This is a genomic window from Acinetobacter sp. WU_MDCI_Abxc222 (assembly GCF_025514755.1).
In the GTDB taxonomy this organism is placed as follows: Bacteria; Pseudomonadota; Gammaproteobacteria; order Pseudomonadales; family Moraxellaceae; genus Acinetobacter; species Acinetobacter geminorum.
Window position 1 is genome coordinate 311,047 of record NZ_JAHPVG010000003.1, and the last position, 25,139, is coordinate 336,185.

Consider the following 25,139-nt stretch of genomic DNA (forward strand, 5'->3'; position numbering starts at 1 on the left):
ATGTAAGTGTTAATATTTATATAAAAGCCCTCAAATGAGGGCTTTTATATTTCCGAATTTATCGTATACCTCGAGATAGGAATATCTCAAAGTAAGCCGTCTATGTACTCCCAGCCATGAGATTTCATAGCTTCAAACTTCTTTTTTAGCTCTTCTTTTTCGTAGTCATGTGTATCGCGTGCTAAAAGAACATGATACGAGTTGGATTCTGGTTCTATAGTCACTTCAATAATCTCTACTGGTTCAATCACTCCACTCTCAGTTAGACCAGAGTCTATAAAACATATTCCTTTTACAGGAATAACAGTACAGTCATATTCTTTGGAAATAAAATAATTATTTGCTGAAGCGGAATACGTACGTGATGCTCTAACTTTCATGTGTACCTCCTTCAAGCGTAGAAAGGGAATGTTTTAGTCTGGCGTGCTTGTAGAGTTAATACTGTTTAATTTATATAGTGATTTTATTTTTTACTTCAATATTCTAATTATCGATTTTTTATTAGCATAAAATGCTGTTAGCTATAATTTACAAGTAAGGTATTAAAAAACTTATGAATCAAAAGCCACTTTCAGTTGTTTTAATTCCTGGTTATATGCTTGACGAATCTCTGTGGAATGAAGTCATAAATGAGGTGCCTAAAGAGTGGAATATATCTCGAGCTACTTTAAAAGAAGGGCAAACAATAAAAGAGATTGCTCAAAAAATTGGTGAAAATGCGCCTGAGAGCTTTGTACTAATTGGATTCTCACTTGGAGGGTACATTGCGAGATCTATAGTGGAGCAATTTCCTGAAAAAGTTAAGGCGCTTGTTTTAATAGCCTCTTCATTACGTTCAGATACAGAAGAGCAGAAAAATCAAAAGTTAACCGCAATTAAACTTAATTCTGAGAAAACTTTCCATGGGCTAAGCTCAATATCAATTGAAAAAACACTTCATCCATCAAATGTGCAGAATCGTGCTCTTGTAAAAAGAATCCAAGAAATGGGAAAAACTTTGGGTTATGAAGAGTTCGTAAAACAATCGATGTTAGATAGAAGCTCTTATGATATGAGTAAGATCGCATGTCCAACTTTAATTATTTCTGGTGCTGAGGACCAGCTCCGCTCCAAGGAAGAAGCCATAGAATTATTAGATCAATTGCCACATGCAAAGCTTGAGATAATTAAAAATACGGGCCATATGATTCCGATTGAACAGCCGAAAGCATTGGTTTTAGTGATTTTAACTTGGTTAAGTAGTTATCTTTCATGAGGGCCTAACTTTCGTTTTCTTCGTCAGAATCTTGATAATCTTGAAAACTTGATTGCCAAGTTTGATTTTTTGATGAACAGTTGCATGATCAAGCTCATCCCATAACTCAAATGGGAAAAACTCCGAACTATGATCAAATATCCATAACCATTGATAGCTATTGTTAAGGGTATTCTTATCAAAACGAACATCTTGAACTTTGACAATTTTAAACTGTTTATGATGTTCATCTTGAAGAATAACTTCATGATTCTCCATTAGACATCCACGCATTAAAAACAATTTTCAATTGTACTAAAATTAATAGTGTCTGATTAACTTGTTAAGTTGGCATTAATTTACAAAAGATTTCGGGTTGTTAAAGTTTGTCATTTTCAAAAAGAAAATAATCTTTACTTTTGAAATACAAGGTTTTAATTAGGTTACATTGTAAGAAATGTGTGCAAATGTCAGAATGTACAGTGAAATCTATCTTCGAGTATCGCTATGAGTTTAATAGGCTTTATGTATGCAAGTAAAACCAATAGTGAACATAGTCAAATAAAACAAGATTTAATTGATATTCTCACTGAAGCAGTCAAATTCAACTCACATAATGATATTACAGGAGTACTTTACTATGGTAATGGATACTTCTTACAGTATTTAGAAGGTGAGAAAGAACAAGTCGAATCGCTATTTTATAAATTAATTTTGAAAGATTCGAGACATCAGAACTGTGAAATCATTTTTTCAGAACCATCTGAACAACGTCTATTTAAACATTGGAGTATGAAATTTGCTCCCATTAACACGAAAATAAAAGAATTCTTTCATCATCATCATGTTGATGAGTTTAATCCTTATCTGCTTAACACTACATCTATTCCATCTTTTATTGAATTGCTTGTAGATCAACCAAACCATAAAGTTGATCAATATCAAGGTTAATCAAAATCAGGAATTGCAGTAGATTTTTAATTATCCTATGTAAAATTAAGCTCTCTTCGGAGAGCTTTTTATCACGAAGGTTGAAACTTTCACTAATTAATGGCGAATTGGCGTTGAATAAGCCGTCATAATTGTTAAAATGCCCACCTTGTCCTGTTTTTATATTGTTTTTTGTTTTGCATTTATTTCGCAAAGTTAGAGATAAAATTATTAAAAACAGCTGCTTAGTTAAGGATTTTTGAATGCTCTCTATTTATTTGACAGATACCCAACAACACGTGCAATTTAATGATTATCCTAGTGATCAGCCGGTTAAGTTTCTGTTAAATCTTAAAAAGATTTTCCCAAGTACAGCGGATTTATTATTACCAGTTTTACCTGAAGATAATGATTTAGAAAACGTAACGTGGGAATCAACCTCAAAAGATTTTGAAGTCTTTAAAAAGCTATTAGCGGGATGGGGTGTGATTGAGCTTCGTTTAAATGCAATCACTGCTTATAAAGATAAAAACTTTGCAAATGAGCTAGTGAAACAAGCACAGGTAAAACGTAAGAAAACAGCGCAAAAAAATCATCAGCTTTCTTTAGTTGCTTTGGATTATATTTTTATGCACGAAGTTCATGCATTGATTGATGCTGAGCTGGTCACTATTGGTGAAAAATTCTACTTACCAACCTTGCGTGAGCAATGGAAGGGTACGGTTTCAGACCAAGTGCTCAACGGAAAACTCTAATTTTAGTGCAAAAGGTGAATTTATAAAAATTCACCTTTTTTATTGTTAATTAAATCAATAGCTTATATTTTTAAGATTGCTTATACAAAAGTTTACAAGAAAAGAATGCGTTTTTTCTAATGTGGCAGATACATTGCTTATATAAATACAAAATTATTGCGGGAGAGAGGTTCATTAAGAACCCGCCGAAGGAGCAACAAGCCCGGAAACTCTCAGGCAAAAGGACTGTAATAATTAAAAAATCTGGAGAGAAGCTTAGATTTATAAGAATGGAAAACAATAACTTATAAATTATAAACTCACCGAAGGGGAAGATCTAAACGTTAAAAGGTAACGTTGGGGTCGAAACTCTCAGGTACCAATGACAGATGGGCTGTACTGATGAAATGTTTTGCATTTCTGAGGAGTCTGTTATGCCACATGTTATTGTGATAGGTGCGGGAATCACAGGGGTTACCTCTGCTTATGAGTTATCGCAACTGGGTTATCAAGTCACAGTGATTGATCGACATTTATATCCTGCAATGGAAACATCATTTGCCAATGGAGGGCAATTATCGGCTTGTAACGCCGAAGTATGGAACCAAAAAGCTACCGTGATTAAAGGCTTTAAATGGATGAGACAAAAAGATGCTCCGCTATTGTTGAATCCTTCATTTAGTTTGCATAAGTATAGTTGGCTAGTTGAATTTCTATCACATATTAAAAACTATGAGGCGAATACGATTGAGACGGTCCGTTTGGCATTGCTCGCTCGTAAGCGTTTATTTGAAGTAGCTGAAAAAGAGCAGCTTGAGTTTGATTTGGAGAAACGTGGAATTCTCCATATGTATCACAGTAAGGCTGACTACGAAATTGCTAAACAAGTTAATAATGTATTGAACAAAGGTACATTGGAGCGCTATTCGGTTTCACCTGATGAAATGAAAACAATAGAACCATCTTTGACGGGTGACTATTTCGGTGGCTATTACACACCAAGTGATGCGACGGGTGATATTCATAAATATTCAACCTCTTTAGCTGAGAAGACTAAACAATATGGCGTTCAATATAAGTTCGGTCTAGAAGTTATGGATATTAAGTGCAGCGCAGACAAAGTAGTCGTAACTTGTCAGCCAAGTGCTGAGCATCCTTATTTGGTTGAGTCCGACAACATTCAGCTAGAAGGTGATGTACTTGTAGTTTGTGGTGGTGTAGGGAGTTATCAACTTGCCGATATGATTGGTGAGCGAGTCAATGTGTATCCAGTAAAAGGTTATTCAATTACCGTACAATTAAAAGATGAGCACAGTGTAAAGAATGCTCCTTGGGTGAGCTTGTTAGATGAAAGTGCAAAAATTGTGACTTCTCGTTTAGGTAAAGATCGACTGCGTGTGGCAGGGACTGCTGAGTTTAATGGCTATAACCGCGACATACGGGCTGATCGTATTCAACCATTAGTGAATTGGGTTAATCGTAACTTTGATATTTCAACTGAGCATGTGGTGCCTTGGGCAGGGTTAAGACCTATGATGCCGAATATGCTGCCTGTTGTTAAGCAATCTAAACAACCTCGTGTTTTTTATAATACAGGGCATGGGCATTTAGGTTGGACTTTGTCTGCGGCAACCGCAGTTCTAGTGGGTCAGGATATTGCACAAAAATATCCAGCGTAGAAAGTAAAAAGCCAGTGTTTAAACACTGGCTTTTATTTTAAGCGTTAGTCATATAAGCGGTAGATTCCGCTAAAACGTTCACAGCCTTTTTGCTGAGTTTTTACCTTCAGTAAAGCTTTTTGAAAATTAAACTGATATTTACAGTTGTGCTCATTGTCTAAAATTTCACTTTTTTGTTCAGGCGAACTATACGCCATCAATGAAATCGTTTGAGTTTCTTTGCGATTATTTGGGTTGCGGTATGCTATCCCTTCAATCTTGATTTTGTCTTTCGCGAGTTGATGGACTTGAATGTGTACAGGCTGAGCGGCTATATGTCCATCCTCAAACTTAAGATAATGTTGGGTAAGCGTTTGCTTAAGCGACGCATAAAAATTTAAGTCATCAGTACGTAAATCAAACTGTTGTTGAATGCATGTATTGCTCTTGCATTGCTGAGTATGTTTAGACCATAACTTTTGTGTATCCTGTAAAAGCTGTAAGGGGGCATCAGTAACTAAATATGCAGAAAGATATTTATTATTGAGTTGCTTTCTTGATTCACTAAATGTTTTTGAGCAGATTTTAAGCTCAGTTCCAGTATTGGAACAGTCTATTGATTCTGCAAAGACAAGAGGTGAACATAAACAACTCAGTGTCATGACAAAACTTAATCTTTTCAATTGATTCATATCAGTATTAGACAGCATGATCGCTTATACTTTCAGTCTACTTTGCTAGGTGTACTATAGCGAAACAGAAAGGCTGAATACAAGATTTCTTAAGTTTTTATGGAAGGTAATAATTTATATGGTTGCTCAGATTCGTATTGGACAAGGAATAGATGTACATGCCTTTGAAGAGGGGAACTTCGTTACATTGGCGGGTATTCAAATTCCACATACACATGGTTTGAAAGCACACTCGGATGGTGACGTCGTACTTCATGCGCTATGTGATGCTTTATTAGGTGCTTTAGCGCTTGGAGATATTGGACAGCATTTTCCTGATACTGATCCAGAATACAAAGGCGCAGATAGCCGAATATTGTTAAAGCATGTTTATCAATTAATTTTAGACCGCGGATATCAGTTAAATAATGCCGATATTACGGTGGCTTGTGAGCGTCCAAAATTAGCTAAGCATAATTTAGAAATGCGTCAAAGCATTGCTGACGTTCTAAATTTAGATATTAATCAAATTAGCATTAAAGCAACGACAACCGAAAAACTAGGATTTACCGGTCGTCAAGAAGGTATTTTGGCAACAGCGACTGTTTTAGTCTCTCATCACACTAAATGATCGGCCTGTTGCAAAGATTGCTGAAGTTCTAGAGTTGCCTTACGGCCTTGTAGCTGTAAGGTAATACTATGAATGAGTCCAGTCCAAGTCTCATTAGGTTCCCAAATTTCGTGCAATAAATCTTGAGACGTAGGCATATCCATATTCATATAAAACTGTCTATAGACATACATAAGGCAACTTACACGTTTATTTTTGGCACAATGTATCCAAACAATTTCACTTTGCACTAAATGATCAATCAAATCTAAAACTAATAAGCACTGCTCAGCAGAAGGAATCTCCCAATCAATTGGAATATGAATGTAATTTAAACCAAGGTCTAAACAAATACGATCTTCATTTTCAAGATGATTTGAAGCATTAGTTAAAGCAAGGTTAATGACTGTGCTACACCCATACTCTTTAATCAATTTTAGTTGTTCAACAGAAGGTTGGGCTGAACTAAATAAATGTTCATGAATAATCGAAAATGTGGGAATTTGGGATAATGATTGTTCAACGGTTGTCATGATCGCACTCTACAAGAGTAGGCTTAGCTTATTGTGTAGAATGTTATACACGATTCTAGATCAGAGTTGAAATATAGAGTGTTTATATATTCGACAACGTTATCAAAATTTTAAAAATAATTAACTAGAGAACTACAAGTCTTATAAAAATAAAAAAACAGCATCATAAAGATGCTGTTTTTTTCTAAATACTTAAGCTTTTAGATTTTCATTCAATAAAAATTCGACTAAAGCTTTTTGAGCATGAAGACGGTTTTCTGCCTCATCCCATACCACTGCATTTTTATGATCGAGCATGGTTTCCGAAATCTCTTCGCCACGATGAGCAGGTAAGCAGTGCATAAATAAACAGTCTGGGTGAGCAAGACCCATTAATTTTTCGTTAACCTGAAAATCAGCAAAGGCTTTTTCACGAAGTTTTTGTTCTTCTTCTTGCCCCATGCTTGCCCATACATCAGTCACAATGAGGTCAGCATTTACTGCTGCATCTTCCGCATTATCATAAAGCTCAACGCAATGACCAAACTCCGCTAAAAATTCAGGTTTAGGTTCATATCCTTTTGGCGATGCAATCTTGAGTTTGAAACCCATCATGTGTGCAGCTTCAATGTATGAATTACACATATTATTACCATCGCCAATCCAAGCAACGGTTTTGCCTTCGATGCTGCCGCGATGTTCAATATATGTTTGTAAATCTGCTAATAACTGGCAAGGGTGGTGGTCATCAGTTAAGCCGTTAATTACAGGTACTTTTGAATAAGAAGCAAAACGTTCAACAATGTCATGACCAAAGGTGCGAATCATCACAACATCAAGCATACTTGAAATTACACGTGCTGAATCTTCGATTGGTTCGCCACGGCCTAATTGTGTGTCACGAGGCGATAAAAAAATCGCACTACCGCCAAATTGGTTAATACCTGCTTCAAAAGAGATACGTGTACGTGTGCTTGATTTCTCAAAAATCATTCCCAATACTTTACCGACAAAAGGTTGGTAGACCTTATTGTCATGTTGCATTTTTTTAAGCTCGCTTGCGCGTTCCAAAATGCGATTAAGTTCTAGAGTGGATAGATCACGTAAAGTCAGGAAATGTCTTAGAGCCATGTAGCTACTCCATAATAATTGTTTTGAAATATAACAATTATCTGTTGTTGGCTGGGTGGATGTGGAAAAAAAGAAGTCTACTATACTATAAGCATTTTAAAATGCAAAAGAATTAGACTTTATGATGGCCTTTTAAAAAAATATCCACACAATATTCAATGTAATCAAGAGCTTCTTTCTCATCTGGCAAGGCTGGCATACCCATAATCATACGCCATTCAATGTCGCGCAAAATCCCAAAATACATCAGTGAAGAATAATAAGGAGAAGGACATGTGATTTCTCCTGATTTGTCTGCAAACTCTAATGCCTGAGTAAGCGTATTCTGTAAATTGTGTACCCATTTGTCATATAGGTATTGTATGAGGACAGTATTACATTCAGTTTGTTCGATAATAAGTCGTAAAAACGCAACATGCTCTGGTTGAATGATGTGAATATAAACCCGATTGAGGGTTTGAATTAGGTATTCTCTTAAAGTGCTTTTTTCGGGTTGAAATGCAATACAAACATCTTTAAAAAACATTTCACGTTTATAATCACAAATAGCAGTAAAAAGACCTTCTTTGTTGCCAAAATACTTATAAATTGACGCCTTAGAACCGCCTGCATGGTTGACAATATCATCAAGAGATACTGCATCATATCCTTTCTCTAGAAACAGCTCGGTCGCGCTTAACAATAGGGCTAAACGACGTTCAATACCGCGGCGTGTTTGAGGTTTCTCACATGCAAGGTGATGTGAATCCAGGACTGAATCATGCATAAAATTTAATAACAACAACTGACTTTGCTTATCTAGTATAGCAAAACTATCTTTAGTGATGGTTATAACCATTTTTTTAGATCATATGCTGAACAGTAAGTGGCTAATTCAAAAAATAAACTAATACAAAATATAAGCTTAGAGTTGTTTGTGGAAGGATTTGATGATGTAACCTTATGTTTACATTATATTTTAATGAAAAATCTGATTGGAAAACAAAGCGGCTAAGAATGACTTAACCGCTCTGAAGTTAAATAACCGGATTTCTAGGCTTCGGTCTGAGTCACCTTGTGCTCATCTTCTTCGTCATCATCTGCAGAATCCATTCCAAGTTCTTTTAACTTACGTGTTAAGGTATTGCGACCCCAACCTAATAATTCTGCTGCGTGACGTTTGCGTCCACGTGTTTGTTGTAAGGCTGCGTTAATCAACGTGCGTTCAAACATAGGTGTGGCAATATCCAAAATCTTCATTTCACCATTCTTAAGCTTTTGAATAGCCCATTGATTTAGTAGCTCATCCCAATGGTGTAGAGAAATACGCTCAAATGAAGGTGCAGGTTGTCCAGAATCACTATTCTTTTGCAATGGAACTTGTTTAAGCTCTGATGGTAAATCTTCTGGATAAACTTCGCGACCAGTGATCATTACAGTTAACCAGCGGCATGTGTTTTCTAGTTGGCGAACATTACCGGGCCATGGTAACTGTTGCATATAGTCCGTTGTTTCAGTGCGTAAGATTTTTGGACTTACGCCAAGCTCTTTACCTGCACGCGCAAGGAAATGCTGCGCAAGCATTGGAATATCTTCACTACGATGGGCAAGCTTAGGAATGTGAATACGAATCACATTTAAGCGGTGATATAAGTCTTCACGGAAGCGGCCTTCATTTACTAGCTTTTCTAAATCTTGATGCGTTGCTGCCACAATTCGAACATCTACTTTAACGGGAATGTGCCCACCTACACGATAGAACTCACCGTCAGCGAGTACGCGAAGCAATCGAGTCTGAGTTTCAAATGGCATATCACCAATTTCATCAAGGAACAATGTTCCGCCATTTGCCTGTTCAAAGCGTCCTTGATGCTGAGTATTCGCCCCTGTGAAAGCGCCTTTTTCATGACCAAACAACTCGGTTTCAATCAAGTCTTTTGGTATCGCAGCCATATTTAAGGCGATAAAAGGCTTTGCACGGCGTGGGGAGTGCTTGTGTAAAGCATGAGCAACTAATTCTTTACCCGTACCCGATTCACCATTAATTAAAACAGTAATATGAGATTGAGATAAACGACCGATAGCACGGAAAACCTCCTGCATTGCCGGAGATTCACCAATAATTTCTGTTGATTGAAGAGGTGAGGCTGTTTTTGTAGCTTCTTGCTGTTGTAGTTTATTAATATGCAGGATCGCGCGATTGACTAAAGCTAAAGCTTCATCAATATCAAAAGGTTTTGGTAAATACTCAAATGCACCCGTTTGATAGCTTGATACAGCAGACTCTAAGTCAGAATGTGCTGTCATAATAATGACAGGTAAATCTGGATGAGTGTTTTTGACTTTAGATAAAAAAGTTAAACCATCAATTCCAGGCATGCGGATGTCAGTTAAGATGACATCGGGAGCATCATGGTGCAAACGTTCAAGCGCAGTTTGAGCTTCTTCAAAATTGGTAACATCAAAACCTTCCTCTTTAAAGGTCTTTTCCAATACCCATCGCATGGCGCGATCATCATCAATAACCCATATTTTATTTCGCGACACGGTCTGACTCCCAAGGTAAATATAAGCTAAAAATTGTTTTTCCAGGAACAGATTGGCATTCAATCATTCCGTTATGTTGATGCATAATATTCTGTGCAATACTCAGGCCAAGCCCAGTACCTTTTGCTCGTCCAGTAACCAATGGATAGAATACTGACTCCAAAATACTTTCAGGAATGCCTGGTCCATTGTCCTCTATATCGACTCGCACTGTAGATCGATTCAGCACACCATTAATTGTGACAAGACGTTGTATACGTGTACGTAGAATTAACTCCGGTTCGTGATCTATAAAAAATGCTTTGTTTTCTGTGATGGCTTGAATTGCATTTACACTAATGTTGAGCATGACTTGTATTAACTGATCACGATCGGCATTAACATCGGGTAAAGACAAATCATAATCCCGTATAATTTTAATTTTCTTCTTTGTCTGGTTGGCGATAAGTGAACGCACTCGCTCCAAAGGCTCGTGTACGTTAACATTTTCATAACTTGGAAGTTGCCTAGAACCCAACATGGTATCTGCTAAGTTAGTTAAGCGATCTACTTCATTAATAATGACATCTGTAAATTCAGCATAACTCTTGTCGTTTAAACTGCGAGCGAGTAATTGAGTTGCGCCACGAATACCTGCAAGTGGATTCTTAATTTCGTGCGCTACGCCACGTACAAGCTGCCTAGCGACCTGATGTTGTTGTACCAGATTTTCTTCTTTAGAAATCTTTAACATACGATCAATCGGGTTGAGCTCAATTAAGAGTAATGGGTGATAACTTTTACCAGCATTTAATTGAGAAACTGTGTAATCGACATGAAGATCTTTAAAGTTGACATTAATAACCGCTTCTCGACGGGTATAAGGTTGCCCCGTTTTTATGGTGTTTAATAAAGCTTCATGTGTATTAAAAGTATCATCAGGCGCATGAAGTAAGTTTAAAACGGGCTGTCCTGAAGCTCGAAGCAAACTAATATCAAATAGTGCTTCGCAGGCAGAATTTAAATAAAAAATGTTTAAGTTACTATCGATCAATAAAATCGCAGTAGTTAAGTTGTCTACCAATAGGCGATAGTCGATAGGGTTGTGTTGATCCATTAGCGAATCGTTCCTGTCTTAAAATAGCGCAATGGCATCTTCATTGGTTATCGGATTTTCACCGTTATAGAACATGAACGATGCAAAATGTACGCCAACTTTGTTTATGGGTTATTTTAAAGTTTTAAAGTATTCAAAAACGCGCTTAAATCGGTCTTTATATCGGTTGATCAAAACTGATGGCTTAAATATAGATAATAACATGATCCAACTTGGTGCAAAGATGAGTTTTGGTGCAAATGTTGGTCGTATTTTGGTGCATTACACAAAGAGTGGGCTTTCCACCTATGCTTGAGACAAGAAAAGACATACAATACGCGCATTCAAGTGGAGCGCAGATTCATGAAGACCCCCAAAGTCGGTTTTGTTTCTTTAGGTTGTCCTAAGGCATTGGTAGATTCTGAACGAATTTTAACTCAGTTAAAGACTGAAGGTTATCAAGTTGCATCAGATTATGATGGTGCTGATTTAGTTGTTGTTAATACCTGTGGTTTTATTGAATCTGCGGTACAAGAGTCGCTAGATGCAATTGGCGAGGCCATGAGTGAAAATGGTCGAGTGATCGTTACAGGGTGCTTAGGTAAAGACGAAGACAAAATTCGTCAAATGCATCCAAACGTTTTAAAGGTTACTGGTGCAGCAGCTTATCAAGATGTAATGGAAGCTGTGCATGAATATGTACCGGCACCACCTAAACACAACCCGTTTGTTGATTTGGTTCCTGAACAAGGAATTCGCTTAACACCAAAGCATTATGCCTATTTAAAAATATCTGAAGGATGTAACCATCGTTGTACCTTCTGTATTATCCCAAGTATGCGTGGTGATCTTGTTTCTCGTCCAGTCGGAAGTGTATTGGAAGAAGCCGCTGCGCTTAAAAGAGCAGGTGTTAAAGAAATCTTGGTTATTTCGCAAGATACATCAGCTTATGGTGTAGATACCAAGTACAAACTTGATTTCTGGAATGGCCAGCCTGTTAAAACAAAATTCTTTGATATGTGTGAAGCACTAGGTCAACTTGGCATCTGGGTGCGCTTACATTATGTTTATCCATACCCACATGTTGATGCAGTTATTGACTTGATGGCACAAGGAAAAATTCTGCCATACCTTGATATCCCATTCCAACATGCAAGCCCGCGTATTCTTAAGTTAATGAAGCGTCCGGCTCACAGTGAAAATACACTAGAAAAAATTAAATTGTGGCGTGAAAAATGCCCGGAACTTGTAATTCGTTCTACATTTGTTGTGGGTTTCCCAGGCGAAACTGAAGAAGATTTTCAAATATTGCTCGATTGGTTAGTTGAAGCTGAACTTGATCGTGTTGGCTGCTTTACCTACTCACCAGTAGAAGGCGCTACGGCAAATGATTTACCCGATCATGTGCCTGAAGAAATTAAGCAAGAGCGTTACGAGCGCTTTATGCAAGTGCAGCAACAAATTTCTGCTGCTAAGTTGCAAAAACGTATTGGTCAAACGATGACTGTATTAGTCGATAGTTTGGAAGATGAATATCCTGTGGCTGTTGCACGTTCTTATGCCGATGCTCCGGAAATTGACGGTAATGTCTTTGTAGAAGATATCGATAAGAGCACTATTCAACCAGGCGATATTTTAGAAGTCGAAATCACCGATGCGGATGAATACGACTTATTTGCAAAGTTAATTAAAATTAAGTCGGTTTAATCGATAACGATTCAAAAAAGCATTCAGTTTAAGAGGTTTTGGAGCAAACTCATGGCGGAAACAATTAGCCCCCGTTATTCACGCATTTTATTAAAACTATCTGGTGAAGCATTATCAGGTAACAAAGATATGGGTATTGATGCCCAAGTTCTTGATCAAATGTCCCTTTCAATTGCTCACTTAGTTGGCTTAGGTGTGCAAGTGGGTATCGTTGTTGGTGGCGGTAACTTGTATCGTGGTAGTCAGTTGCAAAAAGATGGCTTGGTTGGTCGTGTAACAGGCGATCAAATGGGTATGCTTGCAACTGTAATGAATGGTCTAGCTATGCGTGATGCATTGGTTCGCCGTAATATCAGAACTCGTCTTATGTCTGCATTACCAATTGGTACAGTAGTGGAGTCTTATTCAAGTCGTGATGCTATTCGTCACTTGAGTCAGGGTGAAGTTTGTGTTTTTGTTGCTGGTACTGGAAATCCATTCTTTACGACTGATACGGCAGCTTGCTTACGCGGAATTGAAATTGAAGCAAATTTAATTCTAAAAGCGACCAAAGTTGATGGCGTATATAATAAAGATCCAAGTAAATACGAAGATGCAGTTAAATACGATCATTTAACCTTTGATCAAGTATTAGACGAAAAACTTGGTGTTATGGATTTGACAGCTATTTGTTTATGTCGTGACCATAATGTGCCATTACAAGTTTTTGATATGAATAAATCAGGCGCGCTATTGTCAGTAGTCATGGGCGAAAAAGAAGGTACACGCGTTACTAAATAATGTACGTGTTGACGAAAGCTCTTTATACTAGCGCTAAATTAAATTTGTTAAAACATCCTTGAATAAATAAGTAAGGTAGATCATATGATTAACGATCTGAAAAAAGACAGCGAACAGCGTATGTTGAAAACTCTTGAGTCTTTGGAACTAGGGTTTGCTAAAGTTCGTACCGGCCGTGCACACCCATCAATCTTAAATGGGGTAATGGTTCCTTACTACGGTTCTGATGTGCCTTTAAATCAAGTGGCAAACGTTGGGGTTGAAGATTCTCGTACACTTCTTGTTCAGCCATTTGAACGTACAATGGTTTCAGCTATTGATAAGGCAATTCGTGAGAGTGATCTTGGTTTAAACCCAATTACAGCGGATGCAATTCGTGTACCTTTACCTGCATTAACTGAAGAAACACGCCGTGATATGCAAAAAATTGCGCGTAGCGAAGCTGAAAATGCAAAAGTTGCAATTCGTAATATTCGTCGTGATGTGTTAGGTGATATCAAAGCATTATTAAAAGAGAAAGAAATCTCTGAAGATGATGAGCGCCGTGCAGGTGATGATATCCAGAAAATCACTGACAAATATGTTGCAGAAGTAGATAAGCGTCTTGCAGCGAAAGAAGCAGAATTGATGAAGGTCTAAATTTTATGACCGATTCAGAAGAGTATCATCTTCCTAAGCATGTTGCCATCATCATGGATGGCAACAACCGCTTTGCAAAAAAAAATCAAATGCAAAAAGGTGATGGACATCGAGAGGGTAAAAATGTTCTTGATCCTATCGTTGAACATTGTAAAAAAACAGGTATTCGTGCTTTAACGGTTTTTGCATTTTCAAGCGAAAACTGGAATCGACCACAATTTGAAGTCGATCTGCTTATGAAGCTTCTTGAAGAAACTATTCATGAGCAAATACCTCGCATGAAGAAATTTAATATTGCTTTGCGTTTCATAGGTGATCGTTCTCGATTACCGTCACACCTAGTTGCCTTAATGGAAGATGCAGAGCAACAGACAGCACACCATAACACGATGACCTTAACTATTGCTGTGAGCTATGGTGGGATGTGGGATATTGCAAATGCAGCAAAACAAGTTGCTGAAGCGGTTTCCCGTGGTGAATTTGGTGCTGATCAAATAAATGTTGATTTGTTCGAAAAATATGTCAGTCTAAACGATCTGCCAGCTGTGGACTTATTAATCCGTACAGGCGGAGATTATCGCATATCTAATTTCTTGTTATGGCAAGCAGCATATGCTGAGCTGTATTTTACTGATACTTTATGGCCAGAATTTACAGTACAAGAATTCGATCATGCATTGAATGTTTTTTCAGGGCGTGAACGTCGTTTTGGCAAAACATCTGAACAAATTCAGCAAGAGAAAATAGAGAACTTATAATGTTAGAGCGGATTGTTACCGCATTGGTACTTGTCGCAGTTGTTTTAGGCTGTATGTTTGCTACGCAATCACATTATCCAATGTTGGTTCTTATGATTGTAGCAGCAGGGGTTGCGGGGTATGAATGGTATAAATTAATGCCCCATGAAACTGTCAATGCTGTAAAGCCAAAAGCTTGGTGCTACGGTCTGCTTGTTGCATTCGTTTCAGGCGTTGCTCTATTTTTCCATGATATTGCATTACTGTTGTGGTCAGCTTCAATTTTGACTTGGCTTGTAAGCGTTTATTGGGTCAAATCTTTTCCTGAATTTGATGGGTGGTATAATGCTACTCTATATGTAATTGGCATTATTTTAGTTTGTGCGGCGGTAACTTCAATTTTTGTTGTGTGGCAAAGTTCGCCATGGTGGTTAATGTATCTGTTCTTACTCGTGTGGGGTGCAGATAGTGGTGCTTACTTTGTTGGCCGTAAATTTGGTAAAAGAAAACTAGCGCCAACCGTAAGTCCGAACAAATCAGTAGAAGGTTTGTATGGTGGTATTATCACGACCATACTGGTAATGTTGGTTGTGCAATATCAGTATCTAAATTTAACTTTAATTCAGCAAATCCTGTTTCTTATCTTGTCACTAATTACAGTATTCGGTTCAGTTTTAGGTGATTTGTTTGAGTCGATGATTAAACGTCGTGCTGGTATTAAAGATTCTGGACGTGTGCTACCTGGTCATGGTGGTGTTTTAGATCGTATTGACTCTTTACTTGCTGCAGCCCCGATCTTTGCAACGGGAATGTATATATTAAAACTTATTGGTGTAGATTTATAAATGACACAATCTGTTTGCATATTGGGCGTAACCGGTTCCATAGGGCAAAGTACCTTAAAAATTTTAAATCAACATCCTGATAAGTATTCAGTATTTGCAGTTTCAGCTCATAGTCGAATTCCTGAATTGGTTGATATCTGTAAACAATTCCAACCAAAAGTCGTAGTTGTTCCAAAGCAAAAAGTTGACGAATTAGTAGCTTTATTTGCAAAAAATGAATTACAAAATATTGCAATTTTGACTGATCAGGAAGGGCTGGTAAGTATCGCATCTCATCCAGATGTTGATGTAGTTATGGCTGCAATTGTTGGAGCTGCAGGTTTATTGCCAACATTGGCAGCTGTAAAAGCTGGTAAACGCGTATTGCTTGCTAACAAAGAAGCTTTAGTTATGTCTGGTGAAATCATGATGCAAGCAGCACGTGATCATCAGGCATTATTATTACCGGTAGATTCAGAACACAACGCTATTTTTCAGTCATTACCTCATAACTATCTAGAAGCTGAAAGAAATGGACAACCACAACAGGGTGTATCAAAGATCTTATTGACTGCTTCAGGTGGACCATTTTTAAACCATTCTTTAGAACAATTAGAAAAAGTTACTCCTGCACAGGCTTGTAAGCATCCCAACTGGTCTATGGGGCAGAAAATCTCAGTTGACTCAGCTACTCTTATGAATAAAGGGTTGGAGTTAATTGAGGCATGCCATTTGTTTTCAATATCTGAACATTTTGTTACAGTTGTTGTTCATCCACAAAGTATTATTCATTCTATGGTGCAATACGTTGATGGTTCGACATTGGCACAAATGGGTAATCCAGATATGTGTACACCGATTGCTCATGCATTAGCATGGCCAGAACGTTTACAGACTAGTGTTCCTGCTTTAGATTTATTTGAGTATTCTCAGCTTAATTTTCAAGCACCGGATATCCTGAAATTTCCAGCACTTGATTTAGCTCGTCAGGCAATGCGTGCAGGAGGGCTGGCACCTACTATTTTAAATGCTGCAAATGAGGTTGCTGTTGCTGCATTTTTAAAGGAACAGATTGGATTTACAAATATCCCACAAGTGGTAGAGCATACTTTGCAAAAATTGGAAAACTCAGTTGCTGATAATATCGAGTCTATTTTAAATAAAGATGAAGTAGCACGACATGTAGCACAGCAGTATATATCAAGTATAGGAGGCTGAAAATGAGCGCATTATTTATGATTGCAGCAGCAGCTCTCTTGCTCGGCCCATTAATTGCAATTCATGAGTTTGGTCACTATTGGGTAGCGCGAAAACTTGGTGTTAAGGTTTTAGTCTATTCCATCGGTTTCGGTCCAACATTACTTAAATGGACATCAAAAAAATCTGGAATTAAGTACCAACTTTCAGCTTTGCCTTTAGGCGGGTATGTAAAAATGCTCGATGAGCGTGAAGGTAATGTTGCAGAGCAAGATTTACCTTATGCATTTAACCGTCAAAAACCATGGAAGCGTATAGCAATTGTTGCGGCTGGACCTTTAATTAACTTGGTTTTTGCTGTTTTACTTTTCTGGATTTTATTTTTACCAGCGCAAGAACAACTAAACACTAGAGTGGGTAAAGTTATACCCAACTCGCCAGCAGCAACTGCTCAACTACAAGTAGGTGATAAGATTATTGCTGTTGACGGAAAAGAAACACAAACTTGGGAAAAGCTTAACTTTGCTTTGATTGACCGTGTAGGTGAAACTGGTACCTTGAATATCGATGTAGATCGTGCAGGCACTGAGAAAAATATTGTTTTACCGATTAAAGATTTTTTAAAAAACCAAAATGAATCAGCTTTAGATGTATTGGGTTTTTTACCCTATCGTCCCATTATTCCTGCTGTTGTAACTGAGTTGACTGCAGATGGGGCAGCAATTCGTCAAGGAATGAAAGTTGGTGATCGTATTGTTTCAATTAATGGTCAAGTAATGAAGGATTGGTTTGATGTTGTGGAAGTCGTACAACACTCACCAGAAAAGTTACTTAATATTGATGTGTTGCGTAATGGTCAACTCGTTCATTTGCAAGTCATGCCTCAAGGAAAGCGTGACAACATGGGGCAAGTGAGTGGGGTTTTAGGCGTAAAAAGCGATGCAGGAAAAATTACAATTCCTGACGAATATAAGCAAACAATTCAATACACTCCAATACAAGCTTTCCAGATGTCGCTCGATAAGACTAGCCAAATCTCTAGCATGATATTGAGTTCAATAGTAAAAATGGTTAAGGGATTGATTGGTCTAGAGAATCTTTCTGGTCCAATTACAATCGCGAAAGTAGCGGGACAAAGTGCAGAAATGGGATGGCAGACTTTTATCTCATTTATGGCTTTAATGAGTGTAAGTCTTGGAATTTTAAATTTATTGCCAATTCCAATGCTAGATGGTGGACATCTCGTTTATTACATTATTGAAGCTATTCGTGGGAAGCCTGTTTCTGAACAAATACAAATGTTTGGTCTAAAAATTGGTATGGTACTGCTCGGTAGTATGATGCTTTTAGCTTTATTTAACGATTTTATGCGTTTGTAAACGTATATGGATTTATAACTTACTGGAAAAACTGGCATGCGGCACACACATTTTTTAATGCCTTTGGCACTTGTTAGCGCTATGGCAGCGGTACAACAAGCATATGCAGCTGATGATTTCGTTGTTCGAGATATTCGTATAGATGGTTTGGTCCGTCTAACTCCTGCAAATGTTTCTACCATGTTGCCAATCAACAGTGGCGATCGCGTTAATGAACCGATGATCGCAGAAGCAATTCGAACATTGTATGCCACTGGACTTTTCGACGATATTAAAGCATCAAGAGATAATGATACTTTAGTCTTTAATGTCGTAGAGCGCCCAATTATTTCAAAACTTGAATTTAAGGGTAATAAACTTATTCCTAAAGAGGCATTGGAACAAGGCCTCAAAAAAATGGGAATTGCTGAAGGCGAAGTTTTTAAGAAGTCAGCTTTACAAACAATTGAAACTGAATTAGAGCAGCAATATACTCAACAAGGCCGTTATGATGCTGATGTAACTGTTGACACTATAGCTCGTCCAAATAACCGTGTTGAACTTAAATTAAATTTTAATGAAGGTACGGCAGCTAAAGTTTTTAATATCAATATTATTGGTAATACTGTTTTTAAAGACAGTGAAATTAAACAAGCTTTCGCAGTTAAGGAAAGTGGTTGGGCTTCAGTTGTAACCCGTAATGACCGTTATGCTAGAGAGAAAATGGCAGCGAGCCTTGAAGCTTTGCGTGCGATGTATCTGAATAAAGGTTATATCAATTTTCATATCAATAACTCACAGCTTAATATTAGTGAAGATAAAAAGAATATCTTTATTGAAGTTGCTGTAGAGGAAGGTAGTCAGTTCAAATTTGGTCAAACCAAGTTTTTAGGTGATGCACTTTATAAACCTGAAGAACTGCAAGCTTTAAAAATCTATAAAGATGGCGATACTTATTCTCAAGAAAAAGTAAATGCTGTTAAGCAGTTGTTATTGCGTAAATATGGTAATGCTGGTTATTACTTTGCAGATGTGAACGTTGTTCCGCAAATTAATAATGAAACGGGTGTTGTTGACTTAAACTATTATGTAAACCCAGGCCAGCAAGTAACTGTACGTCGTATTAACTTTACGGGTAATAGTAAAACTGCCGATGAAGTACTACGTCGTGAAATGCGTCAAATGGAAGGCGCTTTAGCGAGTAATGAAAAAATTGATTTGTCTAAGGTTCGTCTAGAGCGTACAGGATTCTTCAAAACAGTTGATATTAAACCGGCTCGTATTCCAAATTCACCAGATCAGGTGGATTTAAACGTAAATGTTGAAGAGCAGCACTCTGGAACTACAACATTAGCTGTAGGTTACTCGCAAAGTGGTGGTATTACCTTCCAAGCAGGTTTAAGTCAAACTAACTTTATGGGAACGGGTAATCGTGTTTCGATCGATTTATCTCGTTCTGAAACCCAAGACTACTATAACTTAAGTGTTACCGACCCTTACTTCACTATTGATGGGGTAAGCCGTGGTTATAACGTTTACTATCGTAAAACAAAGCTAAATGATGACTATAACGTTAATAACTATGTTACCGATAGTTTTGGTGGCAGTTTAAGTTTTGGTTACCCAATTGATGAAAACCAAAGCCTAAGCGCTTCTGTCGGTGTTGATAATACTAAAGTAACGACTGGTCCTTATGTTTCCACATATGTACGTGATTATTTATTGGCAAATGGTGGTAAGCCGACTGGTAAGTCAACTTGGTGTCCAAGTGGTAAGAATGAGACTGACCCAAGTACACAACAACCAATACCTAATACATGTGAAGGTGGATTTGAAGAATATGATAGTGCTTTTGAAAGCGAATTTTTTACCTATAACTTGAACTTAGGTTGGTCATATAACACATTAAACCGTCCTATTTTCCCAACTTCAGGGATGTCACATCGTGTTGGCCTAGAAATTGGTTTGCCTGGTAGTGATGTTGACTATCAAAAATTAACTTATGATGCTCAAGCATTCTTACCGATTGGTAAATCAGGATTCGTACTTCGTGGTTATGGTAAGCTTGGCTATGGTAATGATTTACCATTCTATAAAAACTTCTATGCGGGTGGTTATGGCTCAGTTCGAGGATATGATAACAGTACACTTGGGCCTAAATACGCAAGCGTAAATTTACAAGAAACCAAGCAAAATGATAGTTCACCAGAAGAAGTAGGTGGTAATGCTTTAGTTCAGTTTGGTACAGAGCTAGCTTTACCATTACCATTCAAAGGTGATTGGACTCGTCAAGTGCGTCCAGTTTTATTTGCTGAAGGTGGTCAAGTATTTGATACTAAATGCGATATTAATAATACTGCCTACGGAACGAAAGGCATGATGATTAATGGCCAGCAAATTGATGATGTTAGAAAATACTGTGAAGATAACTACGGTTTTGATTTAGGCAATATGCGTTATAGCGTAGGTGTAGGATTTACATGGATCACTATGATTGGACCATTATCTCTTAGCTATGCCTTCCCATTAAATGATAAGCCTGGTGATGAAACTAAAGAGATTCAGTTTGAAATCGGTCGTACTTTCTAAGTACGACTTGACTAAACAATGAAATAAGGAAACAAATTAAGATGAAAAAATTAAATATATTAATGTTGGGATTAGGCCTTACAGTTTCTGCTATGACTAATGCAGCTGGGTATGGTGTTATTGATCTTGCTAAAGTTGTTGAAAGTAGTACTTATTTAAAACAACAAAATGCAAGTTTAAATCAATCTGTTAAACCAACAACAACTCGTCTTGAGCAGTTGGGTAAAGAATTAGAAGGTCTTCAGCGCCAAGCCCAAACTCAAGGGCAGAAAATGAAAGAAGATGATATTAAGAAGCTTCAAACTCAATATCAGTCGAAATTAAATGAATTTAATTCAACTCAACAAGGCTTGCAGTCTAAAGTTCAAACTAGTTTGCAAGGAATGAACTCAACTTTTGAGACTCGTGTGAAGCAAGCGGCTGAACAATTACGAAAAGAAAATAATCTTGACTTCATTTTGAATAAAAATTCGACCGTTGCCTATGACGCTAAATATGATTTAACTGATAAAATGATACAAAAGGTTAATTCAATGAAATAAATTAATGAAAGTGCAACATTATCGTTTAGATGAACTAGCTCACCTAGTTGATGGTGAGTTAGTCGGTGCGGGTAGTCTTCAATTTATAAACCTAGCAAGTTTAGAAAATGCTGAACCTTCTCATATTACTTTCGTAAATGGCGAAAAGTATATTGATCAAGCAAAGGCTAGCCGTGCGGGTGCGTACATAGTTACAAGCTCTATTAAAGAACAGCTTACTGATAAACAAAATTTTATTATTGTTGATAATCCATATTTAGCTTTTGCCATACTTACCCATGCTTTTGATAAAAAGATCACATCAATAGGTATTGAAAGTACTGCTCAAATTCATCCTTCCGCAATTATTTCCGATAAAGCATATATTGGCCATTACGTTGTAATTGGTGAAAATTGTGTAGTAGGTGAGAACACGATTATTCAGTCTCATACTCGTCTGGATGATAATGTGGAAATTGGCAAGGATTGTTTTATTGATTCACATGTCACTATTACAGGTGGGGCTAAATTACTTGATCGTGTTCGAGTTCATGCAAGTACAGTTATTGGTAGTGAAGGCTTTGGCTTTGCACCATATCAGGGTAAATGGCATCGTATTGCACAATTAGGTTCAGTTATTATTGGTAATGATGTCCGCATTGGATCAAATTGTAGTATTGATCGAGGGGCACTAGATAATACGATTTTGGAAGATGGGGTAATTATTGATAATCTTGTGCAAATCGCACATAACGTTCATATTGGTTCCAATACAGCTATTGCTGCTAAATGTGGAATTGCTGGAAGCACTAAAATTGGCAAAAACTGTATTCTTGCAGGAGCCTGCGGTGTGTCTGGTCACCTTTCAATCACTGATAATGTGACTTTAACTGGAATGTCAATGGTCACAAAAAATATTTCTGAAGCCGGTACTTATTCTTCAGGAATTGGGTTATTTGAAAATAGTCATTGGAAAAAGACAATTGTACGCTTGCGACAATTAGCAGATGTGCCATTGACCCAAATCACTAAACGACTTGATCATATACAAGCTCAAATAGAGTCTCTTGAATCAACTTTTAATTTGCGTAAATAGAATATTATGACCGAGTCAACTACACCTAAATTTGCCATCCCTGAATTACCAATGCAGATTCAAACGATTCGTCAATATTTGCCGCATCGTTACCCATTCTTATTGGTTGATCGTGTGACTGAAGTTACTGACAATAGTATTGTTGGTTATAAAAATGTTTCTATCAATGAAGAATTCCTCCAAGGACATTTCCCAGAATATCCGATTATGCCGGGTGTCTTAATTGTAGAAGCATTAGCTCAAGTTTCAGGCGTTCTAGGTTTTATTATGAACAATGAGACGCCAAAACCGGGTTCTTTATTCCTCTTTGCTGGTGCAGAAAAGGTTAGATTTAAAAAACAAGTAGTTGCTGGCGACCAACTTGTATTAAAATCTGAATTAGTAATGCAAAAGCGCGGTATCTACAAATATAACTGTACGGCTACCGTTGACGGTATTGTAGCAACAACCGCTGAAATTATGATTTCACACCAAAAAACAGAGCAGGCATGAGCAATCACGATTTAATTCATTCTACGGCCATTATTGATCCATCTGCAGTGATTGCCCCAGATGTCCAGATAGGACCTTATTGTATTATTGGTCCAAATGTGACGATTGGAGCTGGTACTAAATTACATTCACATGTTGTAATTGGTGGTTTTACCAAAATTGGTCAAAATAATGAGATTTTCCAGTTTGCAAGTGTTGGTGAAGTTTGCCAAGACTTGAAATATCAAGGTGAAGAAACTTGGTTAGAGATTGGAGATCATAATTTAATTCGTGAGCATTGCAGTTTACATAGAGGAACTGTACAAGATCATGCTTTAACTAAAATAGGTAGTCATAACTTATTGATGGTTAATACGCATATTGCGCATGACTGTATTGTTGGTGATCATAATATTTTCGCAAATAATGTCGGTGTTGCTGGGCACGTCCATATCGGTGATCATGTCATTATTGGTGGTAATTCAGGAATTCATCAATTTTGTAAAATCGACTCTTACAGTATGGTCGGTGGAGCATCTTTAATTTTAAAAGATGTACCAGCTTATGTTATGGCATCTGGTAATCCAGCACATGCATTTGGTATCAATATTGAAGGTATGCGCCGGAAGGGTTGGTCTAAAAATACAATTCAAGGTCTTAGAGAGGCTTATAAATTGATTTTTAAATCAGGTCTGACTTCTGTTCAAGCAGTTGAGCAGATTAAAAATGATATTCTTCCGAATGTTCCAGAAGCTCAATTATTAATTGACTCTGTTGAGCAATCAGAACGTGGTATTGTGCGTTAAGCCGCGATCTTCAAAAAAAAGACACCGTATATACGGTGTCTTTTTTCTTAACAGTTTTATTTATTAAAAAATTTGGCTTCTTCAGATTTCGGATACTGACTTAAGATTTTAGCTTTATATTGGTTTGCTGAAACAGTATTTTTATCGACATCTTTGGCAATACTGTAGAGTTGATAAAGCGCGCGAGGAGCTTTACTAGAATTTGGGTATTGCGTTGCGACTACATTATAGTTCTTTTTAGCTTCATTATAATTTACGGGATCAGTAGCTAAATTAAACTCGGCTAACCAAAAATAGGCATTCCCTGTATAAACGCTATTAGGATGATTTTTGATAAAGTTTTGCATTGGAGCAATCGCTTTTTTTGCTCCACCTTGTTTATAAGCATCTAAAGCGACAGTATAAGCTGCTTTTTCAAGTTCTAGAGGGTTCGATTGATTTTGCGTAGCTGGTTGTGTTACTTGTGTTTGTGAGGGGGAAGTAACTTGACTTGCAGAAGTTGTAGTACTTGCTGCTTTATTGTCGCTAGGTGGAGCTTCTGAGCTTCCAGTAGCTGTAGCATCACTATTAGTTGTATTGTCTGGTGTTGCACTTTCTGGATCTACTTTTTGATTAAGTAATTCCAAACGCTGGTCTAAATCAGTATAGCGATTAGATAAATCTTTTTTCAATTGTTCAATATCATTCGATTGTTCTTCTAACTGACCGCGCAAGGTGCGTATATCATTTTCTAATTGTTGGTTTTTTTGCATCAATTCCCAATTTAAATTACTAGGGACTGAAGCGTTATTCGATGAAGTGTTAGTTGAGCTACCACCACTTTGACTTAAACCGCGCGATTCAATTGGAATATTGGCATAGAGAGAAGTAGTGCTCATTAAGGCAATAAATAATAAAGAATGCTTCATCAATCGCATGAGTATAGGTCCATAATTTTATGTAAAAGCTAACTTGAGAAGGGAATATGTAAACTATTCACATTAGCTATCTAAGGTTTTAATTGATCATTGCAATTAAAACAGCTAACAATATAAATGCAAGAATAGTTTACAATCTTCAAGCATATTTTATTCAAAATAAGTATCAAGAAAGAATATAAGATCAGAGATTCTAGAACTTTATATGTTTTTGATGATGAATTAATCAATTGAAACATAAACTTGCTTAAAATTGAGAAGAAGGCTTGCAACTCTTTTAAAAATCTCTATACTCTGTTTTGCAATGGTAGCCCCGCTGGTGGCTTCGCAATTGTACTCTGTGAACCCCGCCAGGACCGGAAGGTAGCAACGGTAGCAGATCTATGATGTGCCGAAGTTTTGCTAGTGGGGTTGCC

At 37.3% G+C, this 25,139-nt stretch carries 27 protein-coding genes, 1 other RNA gene and 1 riboswitch; of the genes, 19 read left to right on the plus strand and 9 right to left on the minus strand.

Annotated elements, in window-relative coordinates:
• Nucleotides 1-86: 86 nt before the first annotated feature.
• Nucleotides 87-380: a hypothetical protein gene (locus KTJ10_RS07395; RefSeq protein WP_262441712.1), complete on the minus strand. Its 294-nt coding sequence runs from the start codon at nucleotides 378-380 to the stop codon at nucleotides 87-89.
• A gap of 173 nt (nucleotides 381-553) precedes the next feature.
• On the opposite strand from KTJ10_RS07395, the gene KTJ10_RS07400 reads away from it, so the two are divergent.
• A complete protein-coding gene (locus KTJ10_RS07400; protein WP_262441713.1) occupies nucleotides 554-1,255 on the plus strand; it encodes an alpha/beta fold hydrolase in 702 nt (233 codons plus the stop codon).
• Here KTJ10_RS07400 and KTJ10_RS07405 read toward each other — a convergent pair.
• Nucleotides 1,250-1,513, minus strand: coding sequence for a hypothetical protein (locus KTJ10_RS07405; RefSeq protein WP_002115584.1), 264 nt, complete (start codon nucleotides 1,511-1,513; stop codon nucleotides 1,250-1,252). The two genes, KTJ10_RS07400 and KTJ10_RS07405, sit on opposite strands and share 6 nt — an antisense overlap.
• Before the next feature lie 228 nt (nucleotides 1,514-1,741).
• On the opposite strand from KTJ10_RS07405, the gene KTJ10_RS07410 reads away from it, so the two are divergent.
• From KTJ10_RS07410 to KTJ10_RS07420, 3 genes are all read left to right on the plus strand, one after another.
• On the plus strand, nucleotides 1,742-2,185 hold the full coding sequence (locus KTJ10_RS07410; RefSeq protein WP_005073889.1) for a BLUF domain-containing protein: 444 nt from the start codon (nucleotides 1,742-1,744) through the stop codon (nucleotides 2,183-2,185).
• Nucleotides 2,186-2,427: 242 nt separating this feature from the next.
• Nucleotides 2,428-2,919 (plus strand): hypothetical protein, encoded by a 492-nt coding sequence (locus KTJ10_RS07415; RefSeq protein WP_002115670.1) that lies wholly within the window; start codon nucleotides 2,428-2,430, stop codon nucleotides 2,917-2,919.
• Nucleotides 2,920-3,068: 149 nt separating this feature from the next.
• Nucleotides 3,069-3,157: riboswitch (glycine riboswitch) on the plus strand.
• Between the two features lie 175 nt (nucleotides 3,158-3,332).
• On the plus strand, nucleotides 3,333-4,577 hold the full coding sequence (locus KTJ10_RS07420) for a D-amino acid dehydrogenase (RefSeq protein WP_002115716.1): 1,245 nt from the start codon (nucleotides 3,333-3,335) through the stop codon (nucleotides 4,575-4,577).
• 44 nt (nucleotides 4,578-4,621) lie between these two features.
• Here the strand turns inward: KTJ10_RS07420 and KTJ10_RS07425 are convergent, their stop codons facing one another.
• Entirely contained in the window at nucleotides 4,622-5,266 is a 645-nt protein-coding gene (locus KTJ10_RS07425) for a hypothetical protein (protein WP_033847316.1), read from the minus strand.
• Between the two features lie 100 nt (nucleotides 5,267-5,366).
• Between KTJ10_RS07425 and ispF the strand changes: the two genes are divergently transcribed.
• Complete coding sequence (gene ispF, locus KTJ10_RS07430) at nucleotides 5,367-5,858, plus strand: 2-C-methyl-D-erythritol 2,4-cyclodiphosphate synthase (protein ID WP_033847315.1); 492 nt, start codon at nucleotides 5,367-5,369, stop codon at nucleotides 5,856-5,858.
• Here ispF and KTJ10_RS07435 read toward each other — a convergent pair.
• From KTJ10_RS07435 to glnL, 5 genes are all read right to left on the minus strand, one after another.
• Nucleotides 5,846-6,370, minus strand: a complete 525-nt coding sequence (locus KTJ10_RS07435) for a protein tyrosine phosphatase family protein (protein ID WP_033847313.1) — start codon at nucleotides 6,368-6,370, stop codon at nucleotides 5,846-5,848. The two genes, ispF and KTJ10_RS07435, sit on opposite strands and share 13 nt — an antisense overlap.
• A gap of 192 nt (nucleotides 6,371-6,562) precedes the next feature.
• On the minus strand, nucleotides 6,563-7,480 hold the full coding sequence (argF, locus tag KTJ10_RS07440) for an ornithine carbamoyltransferase (RefSeq protein WP_262441714.1): 918 nt from the start codon (nucleotides 7,478-7,480) through the stop codon (nucleotides 6,563-6,565).
• 112 nt (nucleotides 7,481-7,592) lie between these two features.
• Complete coding sequence (locus tag KTJ10_RS07445) at nucleotides 7,593-8,246, minus strand: TetR/AcrR family transcriptional regulator (protein ID WP_033848018.1); 654 nt, start codon at nucleotides 8,244-8,246, stop codon at nucleotides 7,593-7,595.
• A gap of 266 nt (nucleotides 8,247-8,512) precedes the next feature.
• Nucleotides 8,513-10,006, minus strand: a complete 1,494-nt coding sequence (glnG, locus tag KTJ10_RS07450) for a nitrogen regulation protein NR(I) (protein ID WP_033847310.1) — start codon at nucleotides 10,004-10,006, stop codon at nucleotides 8,513-8,515.
• Nucleotides 9,993-11,102 (minus strand): nitrogen regulation protein NR(II), encoded by a 1,110-nt coding sequence (gene glnL, locus KTJ10_RS07455; RefSeq protein ID WP_002115631.1) that lies wholly within the window; start codon nucleotides 11,100-11,102, stop codon nucleotides 9,993-9,995. The genes glnG and glnL overlap by 14 nt, the downstream gene beginning before the upstream one ends.
• A gap of 73 nt (nucleotides 11,103-11,175) precedes the next feature.
• Between glnL and KTJ10_RS18000 the strand changes: the two genes are divergently transcribed.
• From KTJ10_RS18000 to lpxA, 13 genes are all read left to right on the plus strand, one after another.
• The gene (locus KTJ10_RS18000; protein WP_410468413.1) at nucleotides 11,176-11,397 is read left to right on the plus strand and encodes a hypothetical protein; all 222 of its coding nucleotides are present in this window, start codon (nucleotides 11,176-11,178) and stop codon (nucleotides 11,395-11,397) included.
• 47 nt (nucleotides 11,398-11,444) lie between these two features.
• Nucleotides 11,445-12,788: a 30S ribosomal protein S12 methylthiotransferase RimO gene (gene rimO, locus KTJ10_RS07465; RefSeq protein ID WP_199977713.1), complete on the plus strand. Its 1,344-nt coding sequence runs from the start codon at nucleotides 11,445-11,447 to the stop codon at nucleotides 12,786-12,788.
• 51 nt (nucleotides 12,789-12,839) lie between these two features.
• Complete coding sequence (gene pyrH, locus KTJ10_RS07470; protein ID WP_000852257.1) at nucleotides 12,840-13,568, plus strand: UMP kinase; 729 nt, start codon at nucleotides 12,840-12,842, stop codon at nucleotides 13,566-13,568.
• An 84-nt stretch (nucleotides 13,569-13,652) separates the two neighbouring features.
• Nucleotides 13,653-14,207 carry a ribosome recycling factor gene (frr, locus tag KTJ10_RS07475; protein WP_002115638.1) on the plus strand — a complete coding sequence of 185 codons (555 nt, stop codon included), beginning with the start codon at nucleotides 13,653-13,655 and terminating at the stop codon, nucleotides 14,205-14,207.
• Nucleotides 14,208-14,212: 5 nt separating this feature from the next.
• Nucleotides 14,213-14,965: a polyprenyl diphosphate synthase gene (gene uppS, locus KTJ10_RS07480; protein WP_002115643.1), complete on the plus strand. Its 753-nt coding sequence runs from the start codon at nucleotides 14,213-14,215 to the stop codon at nucleotides 14,963-14,965.
• Nucleotides 14,965-15,789 carry a phosphatidate cytidylyltransferase gene (locus tag KTJ10_RS07485; RefSeq protein ID WP_017385994.1) on the plus strand — a complete coding sequence of 275 codons (825 nt, stop codon included), beginning with the start codon at nucleotides 14,965-14,967 and terminating at the stop codon, nucleotides 15,787-15,789. The genes uppS and KTJ10_RS07485 overlap by 1 nt, the downstream gene beginning before the upstream one ends.
• On the plus strand, nucleotides 15,790-16,986 hold the full coding sequence (gene ispC, locus KTJ10_RS07490) for a 1-deoxy-D-xylulose-5-phosphate reductoisomerase (protein ID WP_262441715.1): 1,197 nt from the start codon (nucleotides 15,790-15,792) through the stop codon (nucleotides 16,984-16,986).
• A gap of 2 nt (nucleotides 16,987-16,988) precedes the next feature.
• Nucleotides 16,989-18,344 (plus strand): RIP metalloprotease RseP, encoded by a 1,356-nt coding sequence (rseP, locus tag KTJ10_RS07495; protein ID WP_086265608.1) that lies wholly within the window; start codon nucleotides 16,989-16,991, stop codon nucleotides 18,342-18,344.
• 36 nt (nucleotides 18,345-18,380) lie between these two features.
• The gene (gene bamA / locus KTJ10_RS07500; RefSeq protein WP_199977709.1) at nucleotides 18,381-20,912 is read left to right on the plus strand and encodes an outer membrane protein assembly factor BamA; all 2,532 of its coding nucleotides are present in this window, start codon (nucleotides 18,381-18,383) and stop codon (nucleotides 20,910-20,912) included.
• A gap of 41 nt (nucleotides 20,913-20,953) precedes the next feature.
• Nucleotides 20,954-21,454 (plus strand): OmpH family outer membrane protein, encoded by a 501-nt coding sequence (locus tag KTJ10_RS07505; RefSeq protein WP_016145644.1) that lies wholly within the window; start codon nucleotides 20,954-20,956, stop codon nucleotides 21,452-21,454.
• A gap of 4 nt (nucleotides 21,455-21,458) precedes the next feature.
• Nucleotides 21,459-22,529: a UDP-3-O-(3-hydroxymyristoyl)glucosamine N-acyltransferase gene (gene lpxD, locus KTJ10_RS07510; RefSeq protein ID WP_262441716.1), complete on the plus strand. Its 1,071-nt coding sequence runs from the start codon at nucleotides 21,459-21,461 to the stop codon at nucleotides 22,527-22,529.
• Between the two features lie 6 nt (nucleotides 22,530-22,535).
• The gene (fabZ, locus tag KTJ10_RS07515; RefSeq protein ID WP_002115603.1) at nucleotides 22,536-23,021 is read left to right on the plus strand and encodes a 3-hydroxyacyl-ACP dehydratase FabZ; all 486 of its coding nucleotides are present in this window, start codon (nucleotides 22,536-22,538) and stop codon (nucleotides 23,019-23,021) included.
• Nucleotides 23,018-23,806, plus strand: coding sequence for an acyl-ACP--UDP-N-acetylglucosamine O-acyltransferase (lpxA, locus tag KTJ10_RS07520; RefSeq protein ID WP_086265606.1), 789 nt, complete (start codon nucleotides 23,018-23,020; stop codon nucleotides 23,804-23,806). The genes fabZ and lpxA overlap by 4 nt, the downstream gene beginning before the upstream one ends.
• A gap of 56 nt (nucleotides 23,807-23,862) precedes the next feature.
• On the opposite strand, the gene KTJ10_RS07525 is transcribed toward lpxA, so the two are convergent.
• Nucleotides 23,863-24,723: a YbgF trimerization domain-containing protein gene (locus KTJ10_RS07525; protein WP_262441717.1), complete on the minus strand. Its 861-nt coding sequence runs from the start codon at nucleotides 24,721-24,723 to the stop codon at nucleotides 23,863-23,865.
• A gap of 314 nt (nucleotides 24,724-25,037) precedes the next feature.
• On the opposite strand from KTJ10_RS07525, the gene ffs reads away from it, so the two are divergent.
• An RNA gene (ffs, locus tag KTJ10_RS07530) (signal recognition particle sRNA small type) lies at nucleotides 25,038-25,134 on the plus strand.
• The last annotated feature ends 5 nt before the right edge of the window (nucleotides 25,135-25,139 follow it).